This window comes from Sphingobacterium humi, from assembly GCF_009768885.1.
GTDB classification, from domain to species: Bacteria; Bacteroidota; Bacteroidia; order Sphingobacteriales; family Sphingobacteriaceae; genus Sphingobacterium; species Sphingobacterium humi.
The window spans coordinates 496,416-520,029 of the sequence record NZ_WSQA01000001.1 but is presented as its reverse complement, the minus strand read 5'-3'; the positions used below and the strand labels follow the sequence as shown (position 1 = coordinate 520,029).

15 protein-coding genes are annotated in these 23,614 nt (G+C 43.8%); 14 read left to right on the top strand and 1 reads right to left on the bottom strand.

Features of this window, described 5'->3' with window-relative positions:
* Positions 1-140 precede the first annotated feature (140 nt).
* The 10 genes from GQF63_RS01925 (at position 141) to GQF63_RS01880 (ending at position 16,831) form a co-directional block, all read left to right on the top strand.
* Positions 141-1,211 (top strand): PLP-dependent cysteine synthase family protein, encoded by a 1,071-nt coding sequence (locus tag GQF63_RS01925; protein ID WP_425500368.1) that lies wholly within the window; start codon positions 141-143, stop codon positions 1,209-1,211.
* Between the two features lie 115 nt (positions 1,212-1,326).
* Positions 1,327-3,024 (top strand): protein-disulfide reductase DsbD family protein, encoded by a 1,698-nt coding sequence (locus tag GQF63_RS01920; RefSeq protein WP_160367398.1) that lies wholly within the window; start codon positions 1,327-1,329, stop codon positions 3,022-3,024.
* Between the two features lie 505 nt (positions 3,025-3,529).
* Positions 3,530-5,311 carry a purple acid phosphatase family protein gene (locus GQF63_RS01915; RefSeq protein WP_160367397.1) on the top strand — a complete coding sequence of 594 codons (1,782 nt, stop codon included), beginning with the start codon at positions 3,530-3,532 and terminating at the stop codon, positions 5,309-5,311.
* A gap of 6 nt (positions 5,312-5,317) precedes the next feature.
* Positions 5,318-6,493 carry an exo-alpha-sialidase gene (locus tag GQF63_RS01910; protein WP_160367396.1) on the top strand — a complete coding sequence of 392 codons (1,176 nt, stop codon included), beginning with the start codon at positions 5,318-5,320 and terminating at the stop codon, positions 6,491-6,493.
* 18 nt (positions 6,494-6,511) lie between these two features.
* Complete coding sequence (locus tag GQF63_RS01905; RefSeq protein WP_160367395.1) at positions 6,512-8,683, top strand: ligand-binding sensor domain-containing protein; 2,172 nt, start codon at positions 6,512-6,514, stop codon at positions 8,681-8,683.
* Between the two features lie 151 nt (positions 8,684-8,834).
* On the top strand, positions 8,835-9,905 hold the full coding sequence (locus GQF63_RS01900) for a sialidase family protein (RefSeq protein WP_160367394.1): 1,071 nt from the start codon (positions 8,835-8,837) through the stop codon (positions 9,903-9,905).
* Between the two features lie 66 nt (positions 9,906-9,971).
* Positions 9,972-13,301 carry a SusC/RagA family TonB-linked outer membrane protein gene (locus GQF63_RS01895; protein WP_160367393.1) on the top strand — a complete coding sequence of 1,110 codons (3,330 nt, stop codon included), beginning with the start codon at positions 9,972-9,974 and terminating at the stop codon, positions 13,299-13,301.
* Between the two features lie 12 nt (positions 13,302-13,313).
* The gene (locus GQF63_RS01890) at positions 13,314-14,993 is read left to right on the top strand and encodes a SusD/RagB family nutrient-binding outer membrane lipoprotein (RefSeq protein ID WP_160367392.1); all 1,680 of its coding nucleotides are present in this window, start codon (positions 13,314-13,316) and stop codon (positions 14,991-14,993) included.
* Positions 14,987-15,868: a glycerophosphodiester phosphodiesterase family protein gene (locus tag GQF63_RS01885; RefSeq protein ID WP_160367391.1), complete on the top strand. Its 882-nt coding sequence runs from the start codon at positions 14,987-14,989 to the stop codon at positions 15,866-15,868. The genes GQF63_RS01890 and GQF63_RS01885 overlap by 7 nt, the downstream gene beginning before the upstream one ends.
* Positions 15,869-15,898: 30 nt before the next feature.
* Positions 15,899-16,831: a polysaccharide deacetylase family protein gene (locus tag GQF63_RS01880; RefSeq protein ID WP_160367390.1), complete on the top strand. Its 933-nt coding sequence runs from the start codon at positions 15,899-15,901 to the stop codon at positions 16,829-16,831.
* 5 nt (positions 16,832-16,836) lie between these two features.
* Here the strand turns inward: GQF63_RS01880 and GQF63_RS01875 are convergent, their stop codons facing one another.
* Positions 16,837-17,691: an AraC family transcriptional regulator gene (locus tag GQF63_RS01875; RefSeq protein WP_160367389.1), complete on the bottom strand. Its 855-nt coding sequence runs from the start codon at positions 17,689-17,691 to the stop codon at positions 16,837-16,839.
* A gap of 152 nt (positions 17,692-17,843) precedes the next feature.
* Here GQF63_RS01875 and GQF63_RS01870 point away from each other — a divergent pair, with 152 nt between their 5' ends.
* The 4 genes from GQF63_RS01870 to GQF63_RS01855 are packed head-to-tail and all read left to right on the top strand — an operon-like array spanning position 17,844 to position 23,598.
* Positions 17,844-19,442: a fucose isomerase gene (locus GQF63_RS01870; protein ID WP_160367388.1), complete on the top strand. Its 1,599-nt coding sequence runs from the start codon at positions 17,844-17,846 to the stop codon at positions 19,440-19,442.
* A 9-nt stretch (positions 19,443-19,451) separates the two neighbouring features.
* On the top strand, positions 19,452-21,098 hold the full coding sequence (locus tag GQF63_RS01865; protein WP_160367387.1) for a ribulokinase: 1,647 nt from the start codon (positions 19,452-19,454) through the stop codon (positions 21,096-21,098).
* Positions 21,091-22,641, top strand: a complete 1,551-nt coding sequence (locus GQF63_RS01860) for a sodium:solute symporter family protein (RefSeq protein WP_160367386.1) — start codon at positions 21,091-21,093, stop codon at positions 22,639-22,641. Before GQF63_RS01865 ends, GQF63_RS01860 begins: the two co-directional genes overlap by 8 nt.
* Before the next feature lie 24 nt (positions 22,642-22,665).
* On the top strand, positions 22,666-23,598 hold the full coding sequence (locus GQF63_RS01855; RefSeq protein WP_160367385.1) for a dihydrodipicolinate synthase family protein: 933 nt from the start codon (positions 22,666-22,668) through the stop codon (positions 23,596-23,598).
* Positions 23,599-23,614 lie beyond the last annotated feature (16 nt).

The following is a 23,614-nucleotide window of genomic DNA, read 5'->3' as shown; positions in this document are numbered from 1 at the left end:
AATAAATCGAAAAGTACCACAAAAACAATAAAATTTACTGAATATTAGGTTAGCTGTTGAATATTATCTTGTTTCGAGCGACTTTTGTTTTATATAGTTAGCCACATAACAATAGATTACCTAATTAAATTGAATTAATCATGATGGAGGAAGCAGTAGCAAGTAAGTGTTTATCACCTGAATTAGATAGCCGGTTTAAACATTTATGGTGCTTAGTGGGAAATACCCCAATGTTAGAATTGCAATACACTTACAAGGGAAAACCAGGTAAGATTTATGTAAAATGCGAAAATTATAACCTAACAGGAAGTATTAAAGACCGCATGGCCTTGTATATTTTATATAAAGCGTATGCAAACTGCCAAATCAGACCTACAGATATGATTGTAGAAGCGACCAGTGGTAACACCGGCATTGCATTCTCTGCAATCGGTAAGGCCTTAGGCCACACCGTAAAAATTATTATGCCGAACTGGTTGAGTAAAGAGCGTATCGATATCATCAAATCCATGGGTGCCGATATTCAATTAATCAGTAAGGAAGAAGGTGGTTTCTTAGGAAGTATCAAATTAAGCGAAGAACTAGCTGCACAAGGTGGCGTATTCTTGCCAAGACAGTTCGAAAACCTATTCAATGCCGAAGCACATGAATTAACCACAGGAAAGGAAATTGCCTTGCAATTAGCTTCCCTAGATTTAGTTGCTGATGCTTTTGTTGCAGGGGTAGGAACTGGTGGAACGGTAATGGGCGTAGGAAAACAGTTGAAAAACTACAACCCGGATGTAAGAATCCACCCTTTAGAGCCGCAAGAAAGTCCAACCTTAACCACAGGATATAAAGTAGGAGCACACCGTATTCAGGGTATTTCGGATGAGTTTATTCCAGCGATCGTAAAATTAGATGAGTTGGATAAAGTAATCTGTGCTTCTGATGGCGATTCCATTATCATGGCGCAAAAACTTGCTCAACAATTAGGCTTAGCCGTTGGTATCTCTTCAGGTGCAAACGTGATTGGTGCCATTAAATTGAAAGAGGAGTTAGGCGATGAGGCTGTTGTTGTAACCTTATTATGTGATGATAATAAGAAATATTTAACAACGGATTTGGTAAAAGAACAACCGGTAAAAGAAGGGTATATCTCTACCGATCTTGACTTCACAGGATTTCATCCGATTGCAAGATTAGAGAAACCATTGATCGGTTTTAATTAAGAATTTTGTTTCATTACAGCTGTTGTTGGCTGTTAAGTTTTCTAGTTGAGTTAGCCGAGGTCCAGCTCGGTTAACTTCATTTTTTGAAATTTCCTATTGCTAAATAACCAGAATTATGAAGTCTATTTTTCATATTTTTTTCGTGATAACGCTGTTTTTCTCCGGCCTTGCAAATGCACAGGAGGCAGATAGCTTATTAAATTTTGATGACGTTGAGTTTTCATCAGGTGCTGATACAACGCCTGTTTCAGATACCGGATTATTAAATACGGAAGATGTGGTATTTTCTGACGGCCAGGATACCCTGAGCCAAGACAGTACTGCAACTAACAGTGCTGCAGTAACGGCAGCACCCGAGGAGTCTCAATCCCTTTGGGGAATCTTTATCGCCGGTCTTATCGGTGGTTTTGCAGCTTTCCTGATGCCTTGTATCTTCCCGATGGTGCCACTTACCGTGAGTTTCTTCACCAAGAAATCCGGTAGCCGCAGTAAAGCCGTTTCACAGGCCTTCCTGTATGGCTTGTTTATTATTGTTATTTACGTGGCCCTAGGTATGTTGATTACCATTGCCTTCGGTGCTGAGGCCCTGAACGCCCTATCTACCAACGGAATCTTCAACTTCTTGTTCTTCCTGTTGTTGGTGTTCTTTGCTGCCTCTTTCTTTGGTGCTTTCGAAATTACCCTGCCAAGTTCTTTTGTCAATAAAATCGACGCCAACTCGGATAAGAGCGGCTTAATTGGTCTCTTCTTTATGTCGGCCAGCTTAGCGGTTGTTTCTTTCTCTTGTACCGGTCCTATCATCGGAACGCTACTGGTTGAAGCGGCGACCAAAGGCGAACGCTTAGGCCCTGCCGTAGGGATGTTCGGCTTTTCTCTTGCCCTCGCTATTCCTTTTGTATTGTTTGCCATGTTCCCTTCTTTATTGAAGTCGATGCCAAAATCAGGCGGTTGGTTAAACAGCGTAAAAGTAGTATTGGGTTTCTTGGAATTGGCCTTGGCCATGAAATTCCTTTCCAATGTAGATTTAGCCTACAACTGGCAATTGCTAGACCGGGAGATCTTCCTGGCACTATGGATTGTGATCTTCGGATTAATGGGCTTATACCTCTTGGGCAAGATCAAGTTTGCACACGATAGTGACCTGCCTTACTTATCGGTACCTCGTACGGTGATCACCATTATTGTATTCTCTTTTGTGGTATACATGATCCCCGGCATGTGGGGTGCCCCTTTAAAATCTATTGCTGCCTTCTTGCCGCCAATCGGTACACAGGACTTCGACCTTGCCTCCGCAGGCCATGCCGCACCGGCAGCAGGCTCCGCCGATGCCAGCAGCAGAAAGCATTACACGCATTTCCATAGCCGTGCTACCATCAAAGGATTCGACCCTTACTACGATTACGATGAAGCCTTGGCAGCAGCCAAAGCACAGAATAAACCCTTGATGATCGACTTTACAGGCTGGACCTGTGTAAACTGTCGTAAGATGGAAGCCAGCGTATGGTCTGATCCAAAAGTTAGAAACCTCATCAACGAGAACTTTATCTTGGTAGAGCTCTATGTGGATGAGCATGACTTGAAGCTACCGGAAGCTGAGCAATATGTTTCCAAGGAAACGGGGAAGAAGATCAACACCGTAGGTAAGAAAAATACCGACTTCCAGATCACCCGTTTCCAGAGCAACTCGCAGCCATTATATGCCTTGGTTGACAATGATGAGCAGCTATTGGTACCTGCAAGCGGTGCCAACTACGATATCGATAGCTATGCAGCTTACCTGCAAAGTGCTATTGATGCTTACAAAGCTAAGTAATACCCCCCTAATAATCATTCATGAGTCCATGGCATGTGCAAGCATACCATGGACTTTTTTTATGCCCTTCCTTCCACCTCCCTCTTATTTTCGCCTTTTCTGCACCCTTTTTCTAGCCTTTCTCAGCCCATTGCAAAGGGCGTTGAAAAGGGAGTGAAAGGGGTTTGAAAGGGGAGTGAAAGGGGACTAAACAAAAGAAGGCCGCCAGCAGCGCTAAGCAAGGGCTTCCCATGCTGCCGGTTTTTTTAGGCCCCAAAACGTCCGTATCAATTTGGAAATGAATTATTAAGAATAATTTAACCCTAGAGGGCAAAATCTCCACTATTTATGATAAAATATTAGACAAAAGCCCCCCAATACCTAAATATCTTTGAGTAATGAAATCGACATGCGCTGCTGTTATTTGCTTCAGGCGGCCTGTAAACAAGCGATTTCGTACGAACCAGTAATTTAGCCTGTGAGATTTGTGTGCTGTAGGCAGTATTAATCTATAACGCATTGAGAAATGAAACATGTTTACAAAAACCTTTTAATTTCTTTACAGCATAAGCGGTTCATCCCATGGTTGCTACTGTGGGCTTGCTTGCTAAGCTTAGCTGCTTGTAGGCCGATTAAATCAAATAGAATTCCCATCGCACCTATTATTGATAGCCTAACGCATGCGATAAATCTACAGGGAAATTGGCAAAAATTTGATCAGCTGAATCAGGATCAAGTTCAAAAGTTCTTCTCCTACCAAGACCTAGCTGTATTAGGGTCACAATATTGGATATTCGAGGTCAACCAAGCTGTAGAAGTCTTCGTTTGTCGGGATACCGCACAAACGGAGACTCCTTTTTGGCTAATAGAGCAAGGCTTTGAAAACAGCCATACCTATATCAAAAATGAGTTAGTGACCTATGAAGTCTGGCAAAAACGATTTGAAAAAGGACCTGTGAATTTAGGCATCAACGGCTTTGATAGGCATCGCTTTGTTTATTTCGTGGCCATAAAGCCTATCAAACAAAGTTCAAAAATTAGCTTGCGGCCAATTTATCCTGAACATCAAGACATCTATCCCTTAAAAGTCGGTCAATATACCTATTCCGATTGGGATGAATTAAGCATTCTTTCCTTTCCAAAGACCATGGAAGGGGCATATGTGCTGCCTACCTTTCGGGGCAGATCCAGAGAAGCGCACCTCATCAAAGGCTTTCGAACTACGAAATACCCTGCACAAGAACAAGCCGATCAAATGCTATTGAGTTGGATTGATGATCCCAAGCATAGCCAGTATATCAGTTGGAGAACCAACACAGACATCCAGAAGAGCCAACTAAAATATTGGAGCGAAGGATCGGATACCGTGGTTCAGTCGGCAACAACTGAGCTGTTAAAAGATCCTTTATTAATAAACAACTTAGCGGTAAAAAGGCATTCCGTTCATTTACAAAAGTTACAGGCAGGAACCAGGTATTCCTATCAAATCTGGACGGATGAGAAGGCTTCGGAAGTTCGGCAGTTCCAGACCGAAGCCGAGCAGGAGGACTTTGCTTTCGCCTGGTTCGGCGATGTGCATAATGATGAAAGCTGGGGCGAAAAATTGCCAAACTGGACAACTAAATTTCCAGACGTTAAGTTTCACCTATTCGCGGGGGATTTGGTAAACACAGGGTTATATCGCGATCAATGGGACATGCTTTGGCATGCTGCAAAACCCATTATGGACCGTCCTATATTTGCAGCGCCGGGAAACCATGACAGCCAGGAAGGCCTTCCCCCAACCATGTTTCTGGATTACTTAAAAGCGCCAAACACAGGGCCTAAACATGTGGATCAAGGATTAAGCTATGCTTTCAATTATCAAAATTGTTTGTTCCTGATGTTAGATGCGGTAGGGTCTGATGTGGCCAAGCAAGCGGATTGGTTAGCGGAATGTTTAGCCAGCAGTAAGCAGCAGTTTAAAGTGGTTACTTTTCATTTTGCCCCTTTTACCGAAGAAGGCGATTATCGCGATATAGAGGAACATTGGATTCCGCTTTTTGAAAAATATAAAGTTGATCTCGTCTTTAATGGACACTTTCATTTTTACCAGCATGTGCAACCAAAGCCTGCCGGTCCTCACTATATCATGTCGGTTGCTACGTCTGTAAAGGATGATAAAATAATTGCCCCTCAAACCTTAGGGAAATGGAAGAATCAAGGATATCTTTATCAGTATGTACGGGTACAGCCGGGTAAATTAGTTTTTACGGCGCTGGATGCCGACCTGCATATTATTGACCAATTCGAAATCACTAAAATCTAAATATTTATGAAAGACCTATTACTTAGTCTGCTTTGTTTATGTGTAGTGTTTGTTGTGCATGCGCAGCAAAATAAGTTTACCGTATTAAATCGGGCCTACATTTTCCCGCATCAAGCACAGCATGTTCATGGCAGTAGCATTGTCGAGCTTCCATCGGGCAATTTATTAGCCACTTGGTTTCAAGGTTCGGGGGAACGTGGAGCCGACGACGTTAAAATTATGGGGGCAAAATACAATATGGCTACCCAAAAGTGGGGCTCCGCCTATTTGCTGGCAGATACCGAAGGCTTACCCGACTGTAACCCTGTATTTTTTATGCATCAGCAGAAGCTGTATTTGGTATGGATTGCTGTACAGGCCAACCGCTGGGAGAATTCCGTTTTAAAATTTAGACGGGCTTCTGATTTTGAAGGAAATGAAGTAAAATGGGAATGGCAGGATAATATTTTGTTGAAACCCGGCGATGATTTCGTGGCGGCCGTTAAAAAACGATTCAAGGAGTTGCCGGCACAACATCATGCTTGGGCTGAATATGCACCACGTTATGACGCACAGATTATGCAAGCCACCGAAGACCCTACGAAGCGTGCCTTTGGTTGGATGACTCGGATTAAGCCCTTGATTTTGAAATCTGGCCGTATTCTACTTCCTATTTACTCCGATGGCTTTAACTTCTCGATGATTGCCTTCTCCGACAGCCATGGTGAATCTTGGAAGTATAGTGAGCCTATCGTTGGTCGCGGCAATATTCAACCGGCATTAATCGAAAATAGCAAAGGGGAAATTCTTGCCTACATGCGCGATTCCGGCGATGATCCGGCTTTATTACAAAGCTCCATATCAAAAGACAAGGGATTAACCTGGGCGGTAAACAAAGAATTGCCGGTAAAAAGTACCGCTAGTGTTGATGTATTAAAACTGGGTAAAAACAACTGGATTTTATTGACGAATGATATGGATGAAGGCAGGGCCCGCCTATCGCTCTATCAATCCAAAGATGAAGGTGCCAATTGGAACAGCATCGGCATTATCGTTGAAGACAAAAACAAGGTTGGACGTTTTTCCTATCCCGCTATGATTTTAGCAGAAAATGGACATATCCATATTACCTACTCCCACCACAAAGAACCTAATTCTAAAACCATTGAACATGTCATTATTGATGCTAAGTCCATTCAATAATGAATAAAACCTAAAGAAATGAAAACTAACCTATTAACCATTTATTTTTTATTGAGTGCCGTGATGGCACTGGGGCAGCAGCGCCATAAGGACCTGCCTTTTACCCAAGATTACGCCATTAAATATGAGGGCAATGGCGATTATAAAACCATGGCATTTGACCGTAATGGGCATGTGCAGGTGTTAAGCAGCGATGGCTTACAACGCCTAAGTCCAGGGCAACTGCTAGTGCCGGGCAAAATCGTCGAGGATAATTTATACCGCTTCATGAAGGATAAAAACATCGTCGACATGCTGCAGGTGGAAAATCAATTGGTCTACCTGGATAAGGAAGTTGTTTTCAGCAATGCTTGGGCGGGGAAACTTTATATGCCGCATCAAATTACCCAGCCACGTGGTTTTTTGGCAGTCAATAAATCCGAATACCTGGTGTTTAATGCCAAACAGCTGAACCAGATTAAGGATAATAAAATGCTACGCAGCGTTCAAAGTCCGGCGGAAATCGTAGAGGTTCATGCTCAAGGGCAGCAGGGCTTTTATATCCTGACTACAGCGGGCGTTTTAGCCTTAAATTCCACGGGAAACATTTTGAAACCTGTGTATAATAAAACCGGTCTGCAATCTATGGCGGTACATCAAGGTAAACTTGTTTTAGCGCATGCTGAGGAAGGCTTAATCTTCTTGAATAACCAATTTAAGCAGGAACGTGTGTTAAGTAAACTACCTTCCCTCAAGCTGAACAAAGTGCGCAGCATCGATCAGCAATTATGGGTAGGAAGTAAAGAAGGTGCTTTTAAGGTATTTGCCAATGGTAAAATCAACTATTACGCCAGCAAACGTTGGCTTAATCAGGATGAGGTAATCGACCTGAAAAAAGGTCCCGGTTCTTCGGTATTTGTATTGAATAAGGGTGGTCTTTCCCAGCTTGTCTTTGAAGACATGACCTTAGCCAAGAAGGCTGATTTTTATGAAAAGCAAGTCCGCGCCCGTCATATTCGAAATGGCTTTAATGCCAATCTTTTCGGTATGAAAAATGGCGATATCAGCACCGGTTTCCTTGCGGATTCAGATAATGACGGCCTGTGGACCACGATGTACCTTGCTTCACAAGCGTTCCGTTATGCGGTTACCAAAAGCCCGGATGCCTTACAGAATACTCGAGAATCTTTAGATGCCATGGAACGCTTGTATAGCATCAACCCGGTTAAAGGATTTCCGGCTCGTACGTTCGAGCGTACGGGGCACCGCGACCAGCTTGGTGATCCGGAGCATTGGCAAAAGGCTCCCGCGAAAGATTGGGATTGGAAAGCAACTACCAGTAGCGATGAAGCCATAGGACATGCCTTCGCCTTTGGCGTTATCGCCGAGGTGGTAGATGTGCCGGAGCTGAAGCAACAAGCCATTCGTCTGTTGGATTCGATGATGACGCATATCGTTGAAAATGACATGTACTTGGTCGACTTTGATGGCAAACCCACCTTATGGGGAAAATGGAATCCTGCATATGTGAACGGCTTCAGCAAGAACATCGGCGACCGTAAGTTAAATTCTTCCAATATTATCGGCATGCTGCAAACGGCCTATCATTTTACCAAGAAGCCGATGTATAAGGATAAAATCATGGAGTTATTTAACAAGCATGGCTATTTAGAAAACCTGATGCGCCCGATGTCGGAAATAGGAAAAGCGGATGCGCAGGCCGATGATCTGAGTCAGCTGCTCTCTGTTTATTGGAATCACTCCGATGATGAGATGTATTTCTTGGGCTATTGGGGCCTGTATCGCTATGCCCTGACCAATGAGTTGAAGCAGCAATACAAAGCAGCAATTTTAGACCATTACGAAGCTGAAAAGCCGGAGAAGGATGCGGTTTGGAATATCATGACAGCGATGACGGGTACCTCCGATTTTGGATTGGCAGATGCTGTATGGTACTTGCAGGAATATCCACTAGACCTTATTCAGTGGACCATCAAAAACAGCAATCGTAAAGATATTGAGCTATTGGATAAGAATTTCAGAAATCAATATACCAAGACGGTGTTGCCTCCTGATGAGCTGAAAATCTCTCGGCATAATTCCAATCGCTTTAATATGGATGGGGGTCATGATGGTGCTGCAGAAAATAGCGCTGGCGACATTTGGCTCCTTCCATATTGGATGGGGAAATACTTAAAAGTTATCGAATAGGAATGGTTAGCAAAGGCATGGTAAAATTTCAGATATACTGGATAATTTGTTAGAAAGATACGTGAAATTCCACCTTTAATTTTGATTAACCAATGTAAAAATATTCTCCTAAAGAGATATTAAATAGATTCAAGATCTAAAAACTAACATTATGAATAGACCTATAATTCCTAGTATATCGTTGGTATTGATGTTGTTATTTGTGTCGTGCCAATCCCCTAAAAAGGAAGAGAAAAAAGGCTATGTTTCGGCTGAGTTAATTGATTCATCTTTTGTGTTGCCTGAGGTACGTCCTTTTGCACAGGCACACGCATCTACCTTGGTGCATGTTTCCGGCAAGAACTTCCTGGTGGCCTGGTTTGGTGGCACTAAGGAAAAGCATAATGATGTAGGGATATGGTTGACCAAAGGTGATGGAAAAACCTGGTCTGAACCTGTCGAGGTGGCAAAAATTCGAGAAGTACCACATTGGAATCCGGTTTTGTTTAAAGATAAAAACGATGATATTATTCTATTCTTTAAAGTAGGGTCGGAAATCGCCATTTGGGAAACCTGGTATATCAAATCTTCTGACGAAGGAGCCACTTGGTCGGCCCCGCAAGAACTCGTTGCTGGCGATAAGGGAGGACGCGGGCCTGTGCGCAATAAGCCTATTGTGCTTTCCGATGGCACTTGGGTGGCTGGAGCCTCCAATGAAGAGGGCGTATGGCGCCCCTTTGTTGACCTCAGCAAGGATCAAGGGAAAACATGGGAACATAATGGCTACCTAAAAGTAGATATCGACAGCCTTGGGGGAGAAGGCATGATTCAACCTACTTTATGGGAGTCTGAACCCGGACATGTGCATATGCTTCTTCGCACCAGCGGAGGCTATATCTACCGCAGTGATTCCAAAGACTTCGGAAAAACCTGGTCGGATCCTTATAAAACCAGCTTGCCTAATCCGAATAGCGGCATCGACCTGGTGAAGTTGACCGACCAAAACCTCTACCTTTTATACAATCCGGATAATAGCAATTGGGGATCGCGGGCTGCCCTTAATTTAGGCCTGTCTACAGATAATGGAAAAACCTGGACAGACTTGGTAAAGCTTGAAAACGGGAAAGAAGGGGATGAGTATTCCTATCCTGCCATTATCCAGTGGGATAACCATATCGCGATGACCTATACGTGGAACCGATCAAATATTGCATTCAAACACTTTAAAATAAACAATAATTAACATGACAAACTAATCAAAAACGAGTGCTAATTCAAAAATCCTGACCATTACTTATTTAAAAAAATTATGAAAGCATGCAAAAATCCAACTTCCTTTACGTTGTGTATACTGATATGGTTGGCTTGCCTATTGCCAACAATATCCGCCCAGGCACAACAGATAACCATCACTGGTGTGGTAAGAGCGGAAGCAGACCAGAAGCCACTCTCCGGAGTGAGCATTACGGCGAATAAGTCGAATATCGCGGTAGCATCCAATAACAATGGACGCTTCAGCATTCAGGTAAGCAGGGATGATACGTCCTTACGCTTATCCTTCCTGGGCTATGAAACCAAAGAAGTCCCTATTCAAGGGCGTAGCACGATCGAGGTAACCTTAGTGGCTTCCGATCAGGTTATTGAACCCGTGGTGGTAACGGCATTGGGAATTAAAAGAACCGAAAGATCCTTAGGCTATGCTGTAGGAAAAGTGGACGGTGAAAGCCTCAACAAGGTGGTGCAAGAGAACGTGCTTGGCGGTATTGCCGGCAAGGTTCCGGGAGTAACCATTAGCCAAACCGGTGGGGTGGGCTCTTCCGTAAGTATGGTGATCCGTGGGGCAACTTCCTTAAGCTCCGACAATCAACCGCTATTCGTGGTAGATGGCGTTCCTTTGGTGAGTGGAACCAATAATGTGCGTTCCATGGGCGATCGGAATGAGGTCGATTATGGAAACCCAATTGCGGATATTAATCCGGATGATATTGAAAATATCTCCATCCTGAAAGGACCGAGTGCTGCTGCACTTTATGGCTCTAGAGCGGCCAATGGTGTGGTGTTAATAACCACCAAATCAGGGAAAGAAGGGCAGAAAACAACGGTGAATTTCTCGACTAATAATGTGTTCGAAGTGCCATATCGCTATATGGATTTCCATTATAAATTTGCTTCCGGAGCGCGGACAGCCTTATACAATGAGTCTGCTGAATATTGGTATGGACCAGAATTGGATAAGGGCAACCTCGCAGCACAATGGAACAGCCCTTTAGATGCCAATGGCAATAAAATTCCTACCGAGTTGAAGTCCTATAAAGACAATATGCGGAACTTCCTGAACAATGGGCTTTCCAGCACTAACAATGTCTCCTTAACCGGGGCGGGGCAAAAGGTATTGTATCGGGTATCCTTAAATCATTTGACCCATAAAGGCATGATTCCGAATACCGATATATTACGTAGCGGATTAAGCAGCAGTGTAACCTATAATATTTTAAACAACCTGAAGTTTTCGACGGATTTGAATTTTGTTCGGTCGAAATCCAATGACTTACCTGATGCGGGAAACCGGGCAGGAAGTCCTTTACAAGCGGTTTACATTTATCCGCATGTGGATGTCCGTGAATTACGCGAGTATTGGGAACCGGGGCAAGAGGAAATCAAACAGCGCCAGGTGGCGGATGGTTTAGATAACCCTTATTTCTTGGCCTATGGGTTGACCAATGGTTTCAAACGCGATCGTGTATTCGGGAATATCAAACTTGATTGGGATATCAACGAACGTTTTTCAGCCTTTATCCGTGCGGCAGAAACCCGCTCGATTGAATCGCGGGAAACTAAAATTCCATGGAGTTTCAGCCGTGATAAAAAAGGAGCTTACCACATACAGGATATCAAATTGCGTGAAAATAATGTAGACTTCTTGGTTACTTATAAAGGAGCTGATGAAATCCCTGACTTTGGCTACAATGTTTCTGCGGGCGGTAACTTTATGTATCAATACAATACCGATTATTATGCAGGCTCTCAACGGAACGCTGGATTAACCATTCCGGGTTTATACCGACTGTCCAATATCCCTTCTGCAGGCTTAATGATCAGCAATGGCGAATACCAAAAAGCTATTTATAGCTTATATGCCATGGCCAACCTAAGCTATAAAAATCAATTGTATTTAGATTTAACCGGTCGTAACGATTGGTCCAGTACCTTGCCTGAGAAAAATAGATCCTATTTCTACCCATCGGCTTCCTTAAGCTGGATTGCCAATGAAACCTTAAATCTACCTTCCGCTATTTCTATGTTGAAATTGAGAGCAGGCTTTGCAAGGGTGGGTAATGATACGAATCCATACCAACTGAATCCGGTACTAGCGACCTCTAAATGGGGCGATATTATCTATACCGCTATGCCACGCACCTTATTAAACGCACAGTTGAAACCGGAAATTGCAACCTCCTCTGAGTATGGTATAGATTTACAAATGTATAAAGGCAGACTACGTTTTGAAGGTAGTTACTTCATTAAGGAGAATAAAAACCAAATCTTACCTGTGCAAGTACCATTATCCTCAGGCTTTAATAGCAAGCTGATTAATGCCGGTAAATTGCAAAGTAAAGGCTGGGAATTTGTATTGGGAGGAACACCTATTAAACGGGATAACGGTTTAACTTGGGATATTAATGTCAACTTCTCTCACAGCAAAGCGAAAATCTTAGAACTTGATGAAGGAATCGCTTATTATGCATTCTGGGAAGATAACAACGGTGGAGCCCTTACTTGGGTAGGCGAAGAAGTTGGAAACCTGTATAGCCGCGGCTATCAGCATGTGAAGGACCCAACTAGCGAGTATTATAAATGGCCGATCCTCGATAACTTAGGCCAGTGGATACCGGATAACTCCATTAATGCAAAAATGAAAATCGGAAACTTCAACCCGAAATTCCTTGCAGGCGCACAATCTACGTTGACCTATAAAAAAGTAAGTTTAAGCTTTAGCTTAGATTGGCGTTATGGCGGACAGTTTATGTCATCAACCTATCGTTATGGTGGTTCCAACTGGAAATCTCAACATTTGCTAGATGGCTTGATTCCTGGAGGAAACTATTCAGCTGCGGAAATTGTGAACCTATTGAAATCGGACCCAGGGAAATATATTATTCCACGGAACGGGAACTTCCCACTTGTCGGCGGGTTGACCAAAGAAACCGGTGGTTATTACTTGGAATTCGACGGAGTAGCAGCGCATGATGGTGCCTTTATTCCGGGGGTAATTGCCCAGTATGATCAAGATGGTAAACTCATCGGCTATAAGGAAAACCTTGGTGGCCAGGGAACAAATGTATGGCCTATTGGCGAGCAATTCCCGTGGAACTACATGCAGCAGGTTGTTTTTGACTCTGATTTTGTGAAGCTTCGCGAACTGGCTATCGGTTATGATTTTACAAACATCAAACGGGTTAAAAACCTTCGGGTTTCCTTATTCACCAGAAATATTATGCTCTGGACGAAGGCCGGTATTGGTATCGATCCGGAACGCGCTTATCAGGCATCTGGCGGCGGTTTCCGGCAAGGGATAGAAATGCAAAATGTAAGCCCCTGGACCATTCCTTTTGGCTTTAAACTAGACTTAACCCTTTAATATTCTGATGTCATGAAAAGAAGATTCTTACAATATATACTCGCAGCGGGGATGTTATGTACCATCTCAGGCTGTAAAAATTTATCTGAATATAATATCAATCCTAATGGGGTAGACCCGAGCCGTGCCAATGTAAACTTAATGTTGACCGGTATTTTAAGTGGCATGTCTGGAAATTATGCGGTATTAGATAATAGTGTGTCCAGTGGTGTGGTGCAACATATGCAAGAAGACGGCTGGTTTGATGGCTACAACCATTATAAATGGGATGCTCGCGATTGGGGCGAATGGTATGAGGTACTGGCAAATAATGATGTGATGTTAAGTTCAGCACAAGCCAATAAGTTTCCGATGCATGAAGGCATCGCCTTGCTGGTTCGCGCCTTTGCTTATGGGGTTATAACCGATTTATGGGGCGATGCGCCTTATACTGATGCGATTAAAGCGAATCAAAATATCCTTCAGCCAACGTACGATAAACAGGAAACCATTTACAAAGGTATTCTTGCTGATTTGCAAAGGGCTTCTGAACTCTTCCAAGCCAACAACAATGCTGGGATTATTGCTGCCAATGATATATTGTACAAAGGCGATATAAAGAAATGGCATCAGTTTGCCAACTCCTTGCTCTTGCGCTATGCGATGCGGCTGTCCGAAAAAATGCCAACCGAAGCTGCACAGCTCATCAAAAAGGTATACGACAGTAATGTCTACCTGAATAACCCGGCAAACAACGCTGCGGTGTCTTATTTAGGTAATACTTCGGCCGATTCTTGGTTCTTGGCCAATCAATTCGACTCCGATGGTAGTGGCTTCCGACGCCGGAAGATTGCCAAAACCATCATGGATAAATTGAAGGCTAATAAGGATCCACGCATGTTCGTATGGACGGCACCAGTACATTGCCAATGGGTGGAAGACCCAGCCTTAGCCACGGCCACAGATCCGGTAATCCGTAAAAATGGCGTGCTGCAAACCTACGTGAGTTTGACCTATGCCCAATACCTGACGGAAATTGCCGCCGGCAATAAATTTACCCGCCATTACAACCCTGCAAAACTGGGCTATAAATTAGATACGGCGAAATATGTAGGCGTACCTGCAGGCTCCCCAGAGCCTAGTTCTTACAACTTAAATCCAACGCCTGGACAGATTGTACAAAATCAGCATGTCTCGCAATTAAGTCAGATGTATCGTCAATCTACCGGAACTTATCTCAAAAGAAGACTGGCAACAACCGAGGAGACCTATTTCATCCTCGCTGAAGCAGCCAAGCGGAATTGGATTACCGGAAATGCCGAAAGCCTTTATAATGAAGGGGTGAAAGCATCCCTAACAGCTTGGGGTATCGCCGATAAGTATGCCGCCTATATTGCGCAGGCTGGCGTGAAATACAATGGAACGGTAGAACAGATTTTAGAGCAAAAATGGATTGCCAGTTGGAACTGTTCAACAGAAGCTTGGATGGATTATCGTAGAACCGGATTCCCTAAGTTTGTGGCCGGTCCAGCTTCCTCTGAGCCGGTGCTTCCTGTTCGCTTTATCTATGGAAATAATGAAATTAATGCGAATAAAGCAAATGTAGAAGCAGCGATGAACAGCTTGCAAGAAACACCTTATTCTAAATTGCGTGGTAAAAACAGCCAATGGTCGAAACCTTGGTTATTACAAGGAACAAGCAAACCATGGTAACTTTCAGTAAAGGAATCTTAAAGAATGTAGTATGCCTAATCTTGGTTGGGCATACTCTTTTTGCTTGTGCGCCAGCCAAAAAACTGCAGCAATACAGCGGTACAACGCAGGATGATCCCATCTGGGTGGTGGCACACCGCGCCAATACGGGTGAGGGGAAATATCCGGAAAATTCCTTGCAGATGATTCAATCCTGCATAGATCATGGCTTACAGATTCTGGAGTTAGACATTCGGGAAACAAAGGACAAGCAGTTGGTTATTCTTCACGATAAAACAGTAGATCGCACAACAACGGGAAAAGGCTTGCTAACGGACTACAGCCTCATCGATTTGCGGAAGCTTAAACTTACGCATCAAGGCCGGCCAACCAATCAACTGGTGCCAACCTTAGAGGAAGTATTGGTTTTGGCCAAGGGCAAAGCTAAATTGGACCTCGATATTAAGCTGGAATCTCAGGATGCTTATGAACGGATTGTAAACCTCGTGAAAAAATATAAAATGGAAAAGGAAGTGTTGTTCTTCCTCTACGATATTCAAGATATTCCACGCGTTCATCAGTTAGCACCGGATATGGATATTCTTGCGCGGGTGCATAATCAGCACGAAATCAAGCAGGTGCAACAATATCCTTTTATTCAGTATATTCATATTGACGAAGAATGCTATGATGCAGAAACGATGAAAGCGCTCTTAGCAAAGGGCTATCATGTGTGGTTAAATAGCTTGGGGACTTACGATGCTTTGGAAAAGGCCGGGAAGAATGGTTTCGATCAATTCTTGAAAAAATACCCGCATGTCAATATTATTCAAACAGATTATGGCTTGCAACTGATTGATTTTCTACATCAAAAAGGAAAGCAAGGCAGCAAATAAAACCGATTATCGACATAAATAAATAGCACTATGAAAACTTTAGGCTTTTTAATTGCCCTCTTCTTGCTAATCCCCGGCTTGCAAGCCCAGGAGAAATCCCTGGTTGAAAAGTTGGGGTATCAGAAATCAGATATTTTATTGATCATCAATAACGATGATTCCGGGATGAGCTATGCATCAAACTTAGGCACCATTGGCGGCATGACGGAAGGATTAATTACCTCCTCAACCATTATGTTCAACTGCCCTTGGAGCCTGGATATTGTAAACTTTGCAAAGGCTAATCCCGATAAGCATTTTGGGGTGCACATGGTCCTGACTTCGGAATGGAAGAATTACAAATGGTCTTCCGTGGCCTCCAGCAATACTGTTTCCTCTTTATTGGATCCCAATGGTTACTTATGGCGTTCTGTAGAAGAAGTTTATCAACATGGCAAGGCTGAGCATGCCTATTTAGAGGGGAAAGCACAAATTGAAAAAGCCCTGCATTACGGCTTGCCTATTACCCATATCGATTCGCATATGGGCACTTTCCAATTGAAGGCAGAGTATATAGAGCAATACGTGCGCTTGGCTAAAGAGTTTAATCTTCCTTTGCGCATGGCATCGCAATCTACTTTAGCCAAATATGGCATGCCTGATCTGCGGAAAGCCTGTGAATCGCAAGGCTTGGTGTTTGTAGACTATTTAATCTATGAAGAACTGAAGGATTACAAAGATGACGTTGAAAAATTCTGGTTGCAGGTGATCAGTAACCTCAAACCAGGCGTAACGGAATTATATCTTCATGCGTCCAAAGAAACGGACGATTTAAAAGTATTTACAGGAAGTTGGAAAAAGCGGATGATGGAATTGGAAGTCTTTACTAAAAGTGAAAAGATAAGACAGCTGTTAAAGGAAAAGAATATCCATCTTATTAGCTATAAGCCTTTGCTGGATTTGCAGCGTAAGGCCAATCCGTAAGCCCTTTAGCTAAATTGCTGAATATAGGACTTTGGCGTACATTTCTTCCAGATTTTAAAATGTCTGTAAAAGTTAGAACTGTTCTCAAATCCCGATTCTTCAGCAATTTGCTTAATCGCAAAATTGGAATTAATTAATAATCGACAAGCATGATTTAAACGAACCTCCGTCAGAAAATCAAAGTACGATTTCTTCGTCATCTGTTTAAAATAGCGACAGAAGGAAGTGACACTCAGGTTCGCGATATTGGCAATATCCTCAATGTAAATCTTGTCTTGAAAGTTCTTAAACGTATAGTTGAAGATACTGTTCATGCGTTCTTCGTCAATGCTATTGTACTTATTGATGGCGTATTCTTGGGTTATCAATTGGTATTCATTGGAAGAGGCGAGGGTGTCGAAGATCTCCAAGAGGTAAATAATCTTACGCAGGCGACTCGACTCATGCATTTTTATCATCAAGGCCTTTATGCATTGCTTTGTTTCCCCTAATATATAAAGCCCTGCTTTGGAGGTGTTGAATAGCTTTAACAGATCAGAGGTCTCCGGGATATGGAGAAACTCTTTACCAAAAGCATCCGGATGGTATTGCAGAACAAAAGCTTCGACGTAATGCTCGGATACATCGGTGAAATTACATTTCCAGGTATGCGGAATATTGGAGCCTAAAAGCACCATTTCGTCTTCCTGAAAGTTGCTGATATTATCGCCGATAAACTTTAGGCCTTGGCCTTTGATGACATAGTGAAGCTCAATTTCCGGGTGATAATGCCAAATAGTGCCGAAGTTGGGCATCAGATCGTGCCTAATGCGAAAGGTATGATCACTTTGCTTAGGGACTTGATGAAATTTAGGTTTCATAATAATTGGTCTTGTATCATCTAATTTACAGAAAAATCATGAACCGACCTAAAAGATGATAATATATTAGAAATATCGGCTAATTTCTAAAATAGATTACCTGGCGAATTTTTATTATTTCGTATAACTGATTATGAATCAAGATGATTAAAATGGGAACAAATCAAGCACTTTTAGTCTGTAGCGGAGACTTAAGACCCTCTGCCAACCTCAGCTGTTGGGAAACCCAACAAGCCATGGAAGCCAAGTTAGCACAAGCCTTTGCGCAACATGGTTGGACAATAAAAAGAGCACATCCTTATAATCCTGAAAAGGGACATGGCTTTATCGATTATCAATGGGAGGGGATTCGAGTTTTTAACTCCATTGATCCGAAGGCGCCCTTAGTCGTCGCGGAATCCGTATGGCAATATAGCCAGCATATTTTAGCCGGACTTATTTCACACCAAGGCCCTATTTTAATTGTTGCCAACTGGGACGGGCAGTTTCCCGGCTTAGTAGGCGCCTTGAATTTAACTGGCTCCTTAACCAAGGCACAGGTGCCTTACAGCTTTCTATGGAGTGAGGATTTTACCGATGATTTCTTTCAGCAAGGATTACAAGAATGGCTAGCTACGGGCAAAATCGTGCAGGATGAATCGCATGTCCGTCAGTTTAATCCGCAGGATGTGGATAGCCAATATGCGGCAAAAGCAGAAGACCTCGCCCGTAAAATCAAACAAGAGAAAGTGATTATGGGAGTATTTGATGAAGGCTGTATGGGCATGTTTAATGCCATAGTGCCCGATCCTTTATTGCATCCTTTGGGATTCTTTAAAGAACGCTTAAGCCAATCGACCCTATATGCGAAAATGCTGGAAATACAAGATGAAGAAGCTTTACCGGTATTAACCTGGCTGCAAGACCAAGGGATGTCCTTTCAGTGGGGCAGCGATGAAGAAATAGAACTAACACCTAGACAAAGTCTGGAGCAAGCTAAAATGTATATTGCTGCTTTGCGCCTGGCGGAAGAGTTTGGCTGCGGCACCATTGGTATCCAATATCAACAAGGCTTAAAAGACCTGGTTGCGGCCAGTGATTTGGTGGAAGGCTTATTGAACAATAGCCATCGTCCTCCAGTGCAAGGCAAAAAACAAAACATCTTGTTTGAAGGAGAAGCGCTACCTCATTTTAACGAGGTAGACGAGTGCGCCGGCATTGATGGCTATATTACCTATCAGCTGTGGAGAAGCTTCGGTATGGACGGGGATAATACCCTGCACGACCTGCGTTATGGCGAGGACTATCCTGTATCCGGCGAGGATGCCTTCGTATGGGTGCTATTGATTTCCGGCGCAGCCCCAGCCTCTCATTTTATCGACGGCTATGCTGGCGCGCAAAGCTTACGCCAACCGCCAATGTTCTTTAAAAAAGGCGGTGGTACTTTACGGGGTATCAGCAAGCCCGGACGTATTGTCTGGAGCCGTGTGTATATTGAAGACGGCCAATTAAAAGCCGATCTAGGCCTCGGGACAGTGCCTGAACTGCCTTTGGAAGAAACAGAGCGACGATGGGCCCTCACCAACCCGGAATGGCCAATTATGCATGCTATTTTCGATGGCGTCAGTCGCGATCAAATGATGGCAAAGCATAAGTCGAACCATATTCAGGTGGTCTATGTGGATGATAAGGTCGATGCCTTACAAATGCTGTATGCCAAAGCTTTGGTTTTTGAACAACTCGGTATTCACACCTTCATTTGTGGTTGTTAAGCGCATTCCATGGAAAATAAATTGATCATCGGGATAGATTTTGGAACTGATTCCGCACGTGGCATTCTGTACGACCTTGACGGTTTAAGCCTGCGCAAGCAGGTGGTAGCCCCATTTAAGCGCTGGAAGGAAGGCCTGTATTGCAATCCGGCCAAGAATCAATACCGACAACATCCTGCTGATTATACCGAGGCGCTAGCCTGTATTTTTGAAGGCTTGTTGAAAGACCTGACGCCGGCGGAAAAATTACAGGTCGCCGCCATAGGGACCAATACCACCGGCTCTACACCGGTGGCCTTAAATGAAGCCGGCCAAGTATTAGCCATGTTGCCCGCATTTGCCGAAAATCCCAATGCCATGTTTGTATTGTGGAAGGACCATACCGCGATAGCCGTGGCTACGCAGATTAATCAATTGGCAAAACAAGGGGCAGTCGATTATACCGCTTATTCCGGCGGCATCTATTCTTCGGAATGGTTCTGGTCGAAAATAACCCATATCATTCGGGAAGATGAGGCGGTATGGCAGGCTTCGGCTACTTGGATGGAACAATCAGACTGGGTGCCTTATTACCTCTGCGGACAGCAGCTGCAACAGGTCAAGCGAAATCGTTGTGCCGCAGGACATAAAGCTATGTGGCATGAAAGCTACGACGGATTGCCAGCTGCCGAGTTCTTCCATCGCTTAGAACCGCGCTTTGAAAAATACAAGCTCCCGTTTTATACGGAAACCTATACCTCAGATCAAGTATTTGGCACACTAGCTCCGGATTTAGCTCGGCAATATGGCCTTTCTGAAGAGGTGCTGGTTACTGTTGGAGCAATCGATGCCCATCACGGTGCAGTAGGGGCTGGCATACGCCCGCATGTATTGGTGAAAGTAATGGGAACTTCCACTTGCGATATGCTGATAGCACCCTATGCGGAAGCTACAACCTTGCTGCCGGGTATCTGTGGACAGGTTGACGGTTCCATATTGCCAGGTTTTGTCGGCTATGAAGCCGGACAATCGGCCTATGGCGATATTTTCCTGTGGTACAAGAAGCTCATGCTAGCCCCCTTAAAGTCTATTTTGGGCGCGCTGATGACCCCTGAACAAATTCAGGCTTACGATGAACATTTTTTTAATTACCTAAGCCAGCAGGCTGCACAAATACCCCCAGCATTTGACGATTTAATCTTTACTGATTTTTTCAACGGACGTAGAACGCCCGATGCTGATATGGAATTGAAAGCGGCAGCCTATGGTTTTACCTTAGCCACAACGAGTAGCCAGCTGTTCAAAGCCTTAGTGGAGGCCGCAGCTTTTGGATCTAAAGCTATTATTGAACGCTTTGAAGCCTATGAATTGGCTATTCATGAACTGATTGCGATAGGAGGGATTGCCGAAAAGTCACCATACATCATGCAAGTCCTCGCAGATGTCTTGCAGCGTGAAATTAAAGTCCTGCAATCCGATCAGGTTGGGGCTTTAGGCTCGGTTATTTTTGCCAGTCTGGCAGCTACGGCTTTCGATAGTCTGGCTGAGGCGCAAGAAAAACTATGCCCAGCAGTAGCAACAACCTATTACCCTGATCAAGGCTTAGCTCCCATTTATCAACAGCGTTATCAGCGCTATTTATCCTTAACTCAACGCAATTATAAAGCCCATGAATAATTTGCCGATCATTGATATAGTTATTATTCTCATTTACTTGTTAGCGATGGTATTGGTGGGAGTTTATTTTTCCAGAAAGAATAAATCTGCCGATGATTTCACCAAGGCGGCCGGGCGTATTCCGGGCTGGGCCATCGGTATTTCCATCTACGCTACTTTTTTAAGCTCGAATACCTTTCTGGGTGTGCCGGGCAAGGCTTATGGGGGCAATTGGAATGCTTTTGTATTTAGTTTATCCATGCCCTTGGCGGCATGGATTGCTACCAAGTATTTTGTGCCCTTCTACCGGAGCACGGGTGAGGTGTCGGCCTATACCAATCTGGAAAAAAGATTCGGTACCTGGGCTAGAACCTATGCCGTTGTTTGTTTTCTGCTGACGCAGCTGGCGCGCATCGGTTCCATCTTTTTTGGAATCTCCTTAACCCTGCAGGCTTTAACGGGTTATAATATGATTGCCATTATGCTCATCACTGGCGTCTGTATTGTCATCTATACAGTCATGGGTGGTATTGAAGCCGTTATCTGGACAGAAGTCGTACAGGGAATCTTAAAGACCATCGGCGCTTTAATTATTATTGCCCTGCTGGTGCGTGAAGTGCCGGGCGGTTTCAGCCATATCTTTCAGGAAGCGGCTCAAATGGACAAGCTCAGTTTAGGAACCTTTCAGTTCGATCTGGTCTCCTCCAGTTTCTGGGTCGTGCTGCTCTACGGCTTCTTTATGAACCTGAATAACTTCGGTATGGATCAAAACTATGTCCAACGCTATCATACGGCCAGCTCCGCCAAGGAGGCCAATAAATCCGTATGGCTCTGCGTCTGGATCTACGTGCCGGTATCCCTCTTGTTCTTTATTATTGGCACCTGTTTATTTGTCTACTACCAACAGCACCCGGAATTATTGCAAACCATTAAGCTGCAAGCCGCAGCAGAACGCTTGCACTTGCCGGCGCAGGATATGCAGGTGCAACAACTCGCCAGCCAACTAAAACCGGAAGATTACGGCGATAAGGTCATGCCTCATTTTATGGTGAACATGATTCCAACCGGTATTTTGGGGCTTATTATTTCCGCCTTATTATCGGCGGCCATGAGTACGATAAGCTCGGGCATGAATGCCTCCGCAACTGTATTTACCGAAGACATCTATAAGCGATACATCAATAAAAATGGGGGGGAGGCAAAAAACTTAAAAGTGCTGTACCTGGCAACCGTCATCGTGGGGCTCGTTGGTATGTGCTGTGGAATTGCCATGATTGGGGTGAAAAGCCTGCTCGACATCTGGTGGACACTCTCCGGAATCTTTGCTGGAGGGATGCTGGGCCTCTTTCTGCTCGGTCTTATTGCTAAAAAAGCAAGCAACAATGCCGCGATTATCGCGGTACTTATGGGGGTAACCCTTATCCTATGGATGTCCTTATCCTATTTATTGCCGGAAAACTTAGCCTACTTAAAATATCCTTTACACAGTAATTTAATCATCGTATTCGGAACCCTGACCATTTGTTTGGTCGGTTTACTCGTACAAAACAGAACACGTAAATAATTAACCTAACATATCTTTTTACCTATGAATAAACCTAAAAAATTTATTCCTGTCATGCTTATGCCTTTTCAGGAGGACCTATCTATTGATTATGTGGCTTTAGAAAAGCTGATCGACTTCTATTTAGAAGCAGGTGCAGCCGGTTTATTTGCCAATTGTCTTTCCAGCGAAATGTTTGAATTGTCCAAGCCCGAGATGCTTCAGTCTGTAAGGTTTATTGTTGAAAAAGTTAAGGGGCGCGTGCCTGTGGTGGCAACCGGAACCTTTGCCGGCAGTTTGCTGGAACAGGCTGACTTTGTACAAGCCATGTATGAAACTGGAATCGATAGTGTCATCGTGATTACGAGTCTGTTAGCCGAAGAAAGCGATAGCAATGCTTATTTCGAAGAACAAGTCCGCAAATTATTAGCCTTAACACCTGGTATCCCACTAGGATTCTATGAGTGCCCCGTGCCCTATAAGCGGTTGATTGACCCTGATTTTCTGGGTGAATTGGTGCAGCTTGGCCGTGTCAACTATCATAAAGATACTTCCTTGGATATCGAACATATCCAACGGAAGATTGAAGCGGCGGATCAAAAGCCTGGATTTGGCCTATATGATGCATACATGGTGCATGCGGTTAATTCCTTACAAAAAGGATCCGCAGGGCTTTCCTGTATCCAAGGGAACTACTTTCCGGAATTAGTTGTTTGGTTATGTCAGCATTATGATGATACAGAGAAGTTGGAGCAGGTAGAACAAGTTCAACAGTTTTTTATTGATCAAATGGATGTAATGCATTATGCTTACCCGGTTTCGGCCAAGTATTACCTGGAAAAACAAGGCTTTCCCATGGGGCAGTATACGCGCCGCCAGGATATCGAGCCTTTTGATGAAGAAACTGAGCGCGCCTTAGACCAGCTGCAACGTGATTATGAGGCCTTAGCACAATCCATAGGGTTGAAAATTCCTTAATAGGCTAGGTTACTTT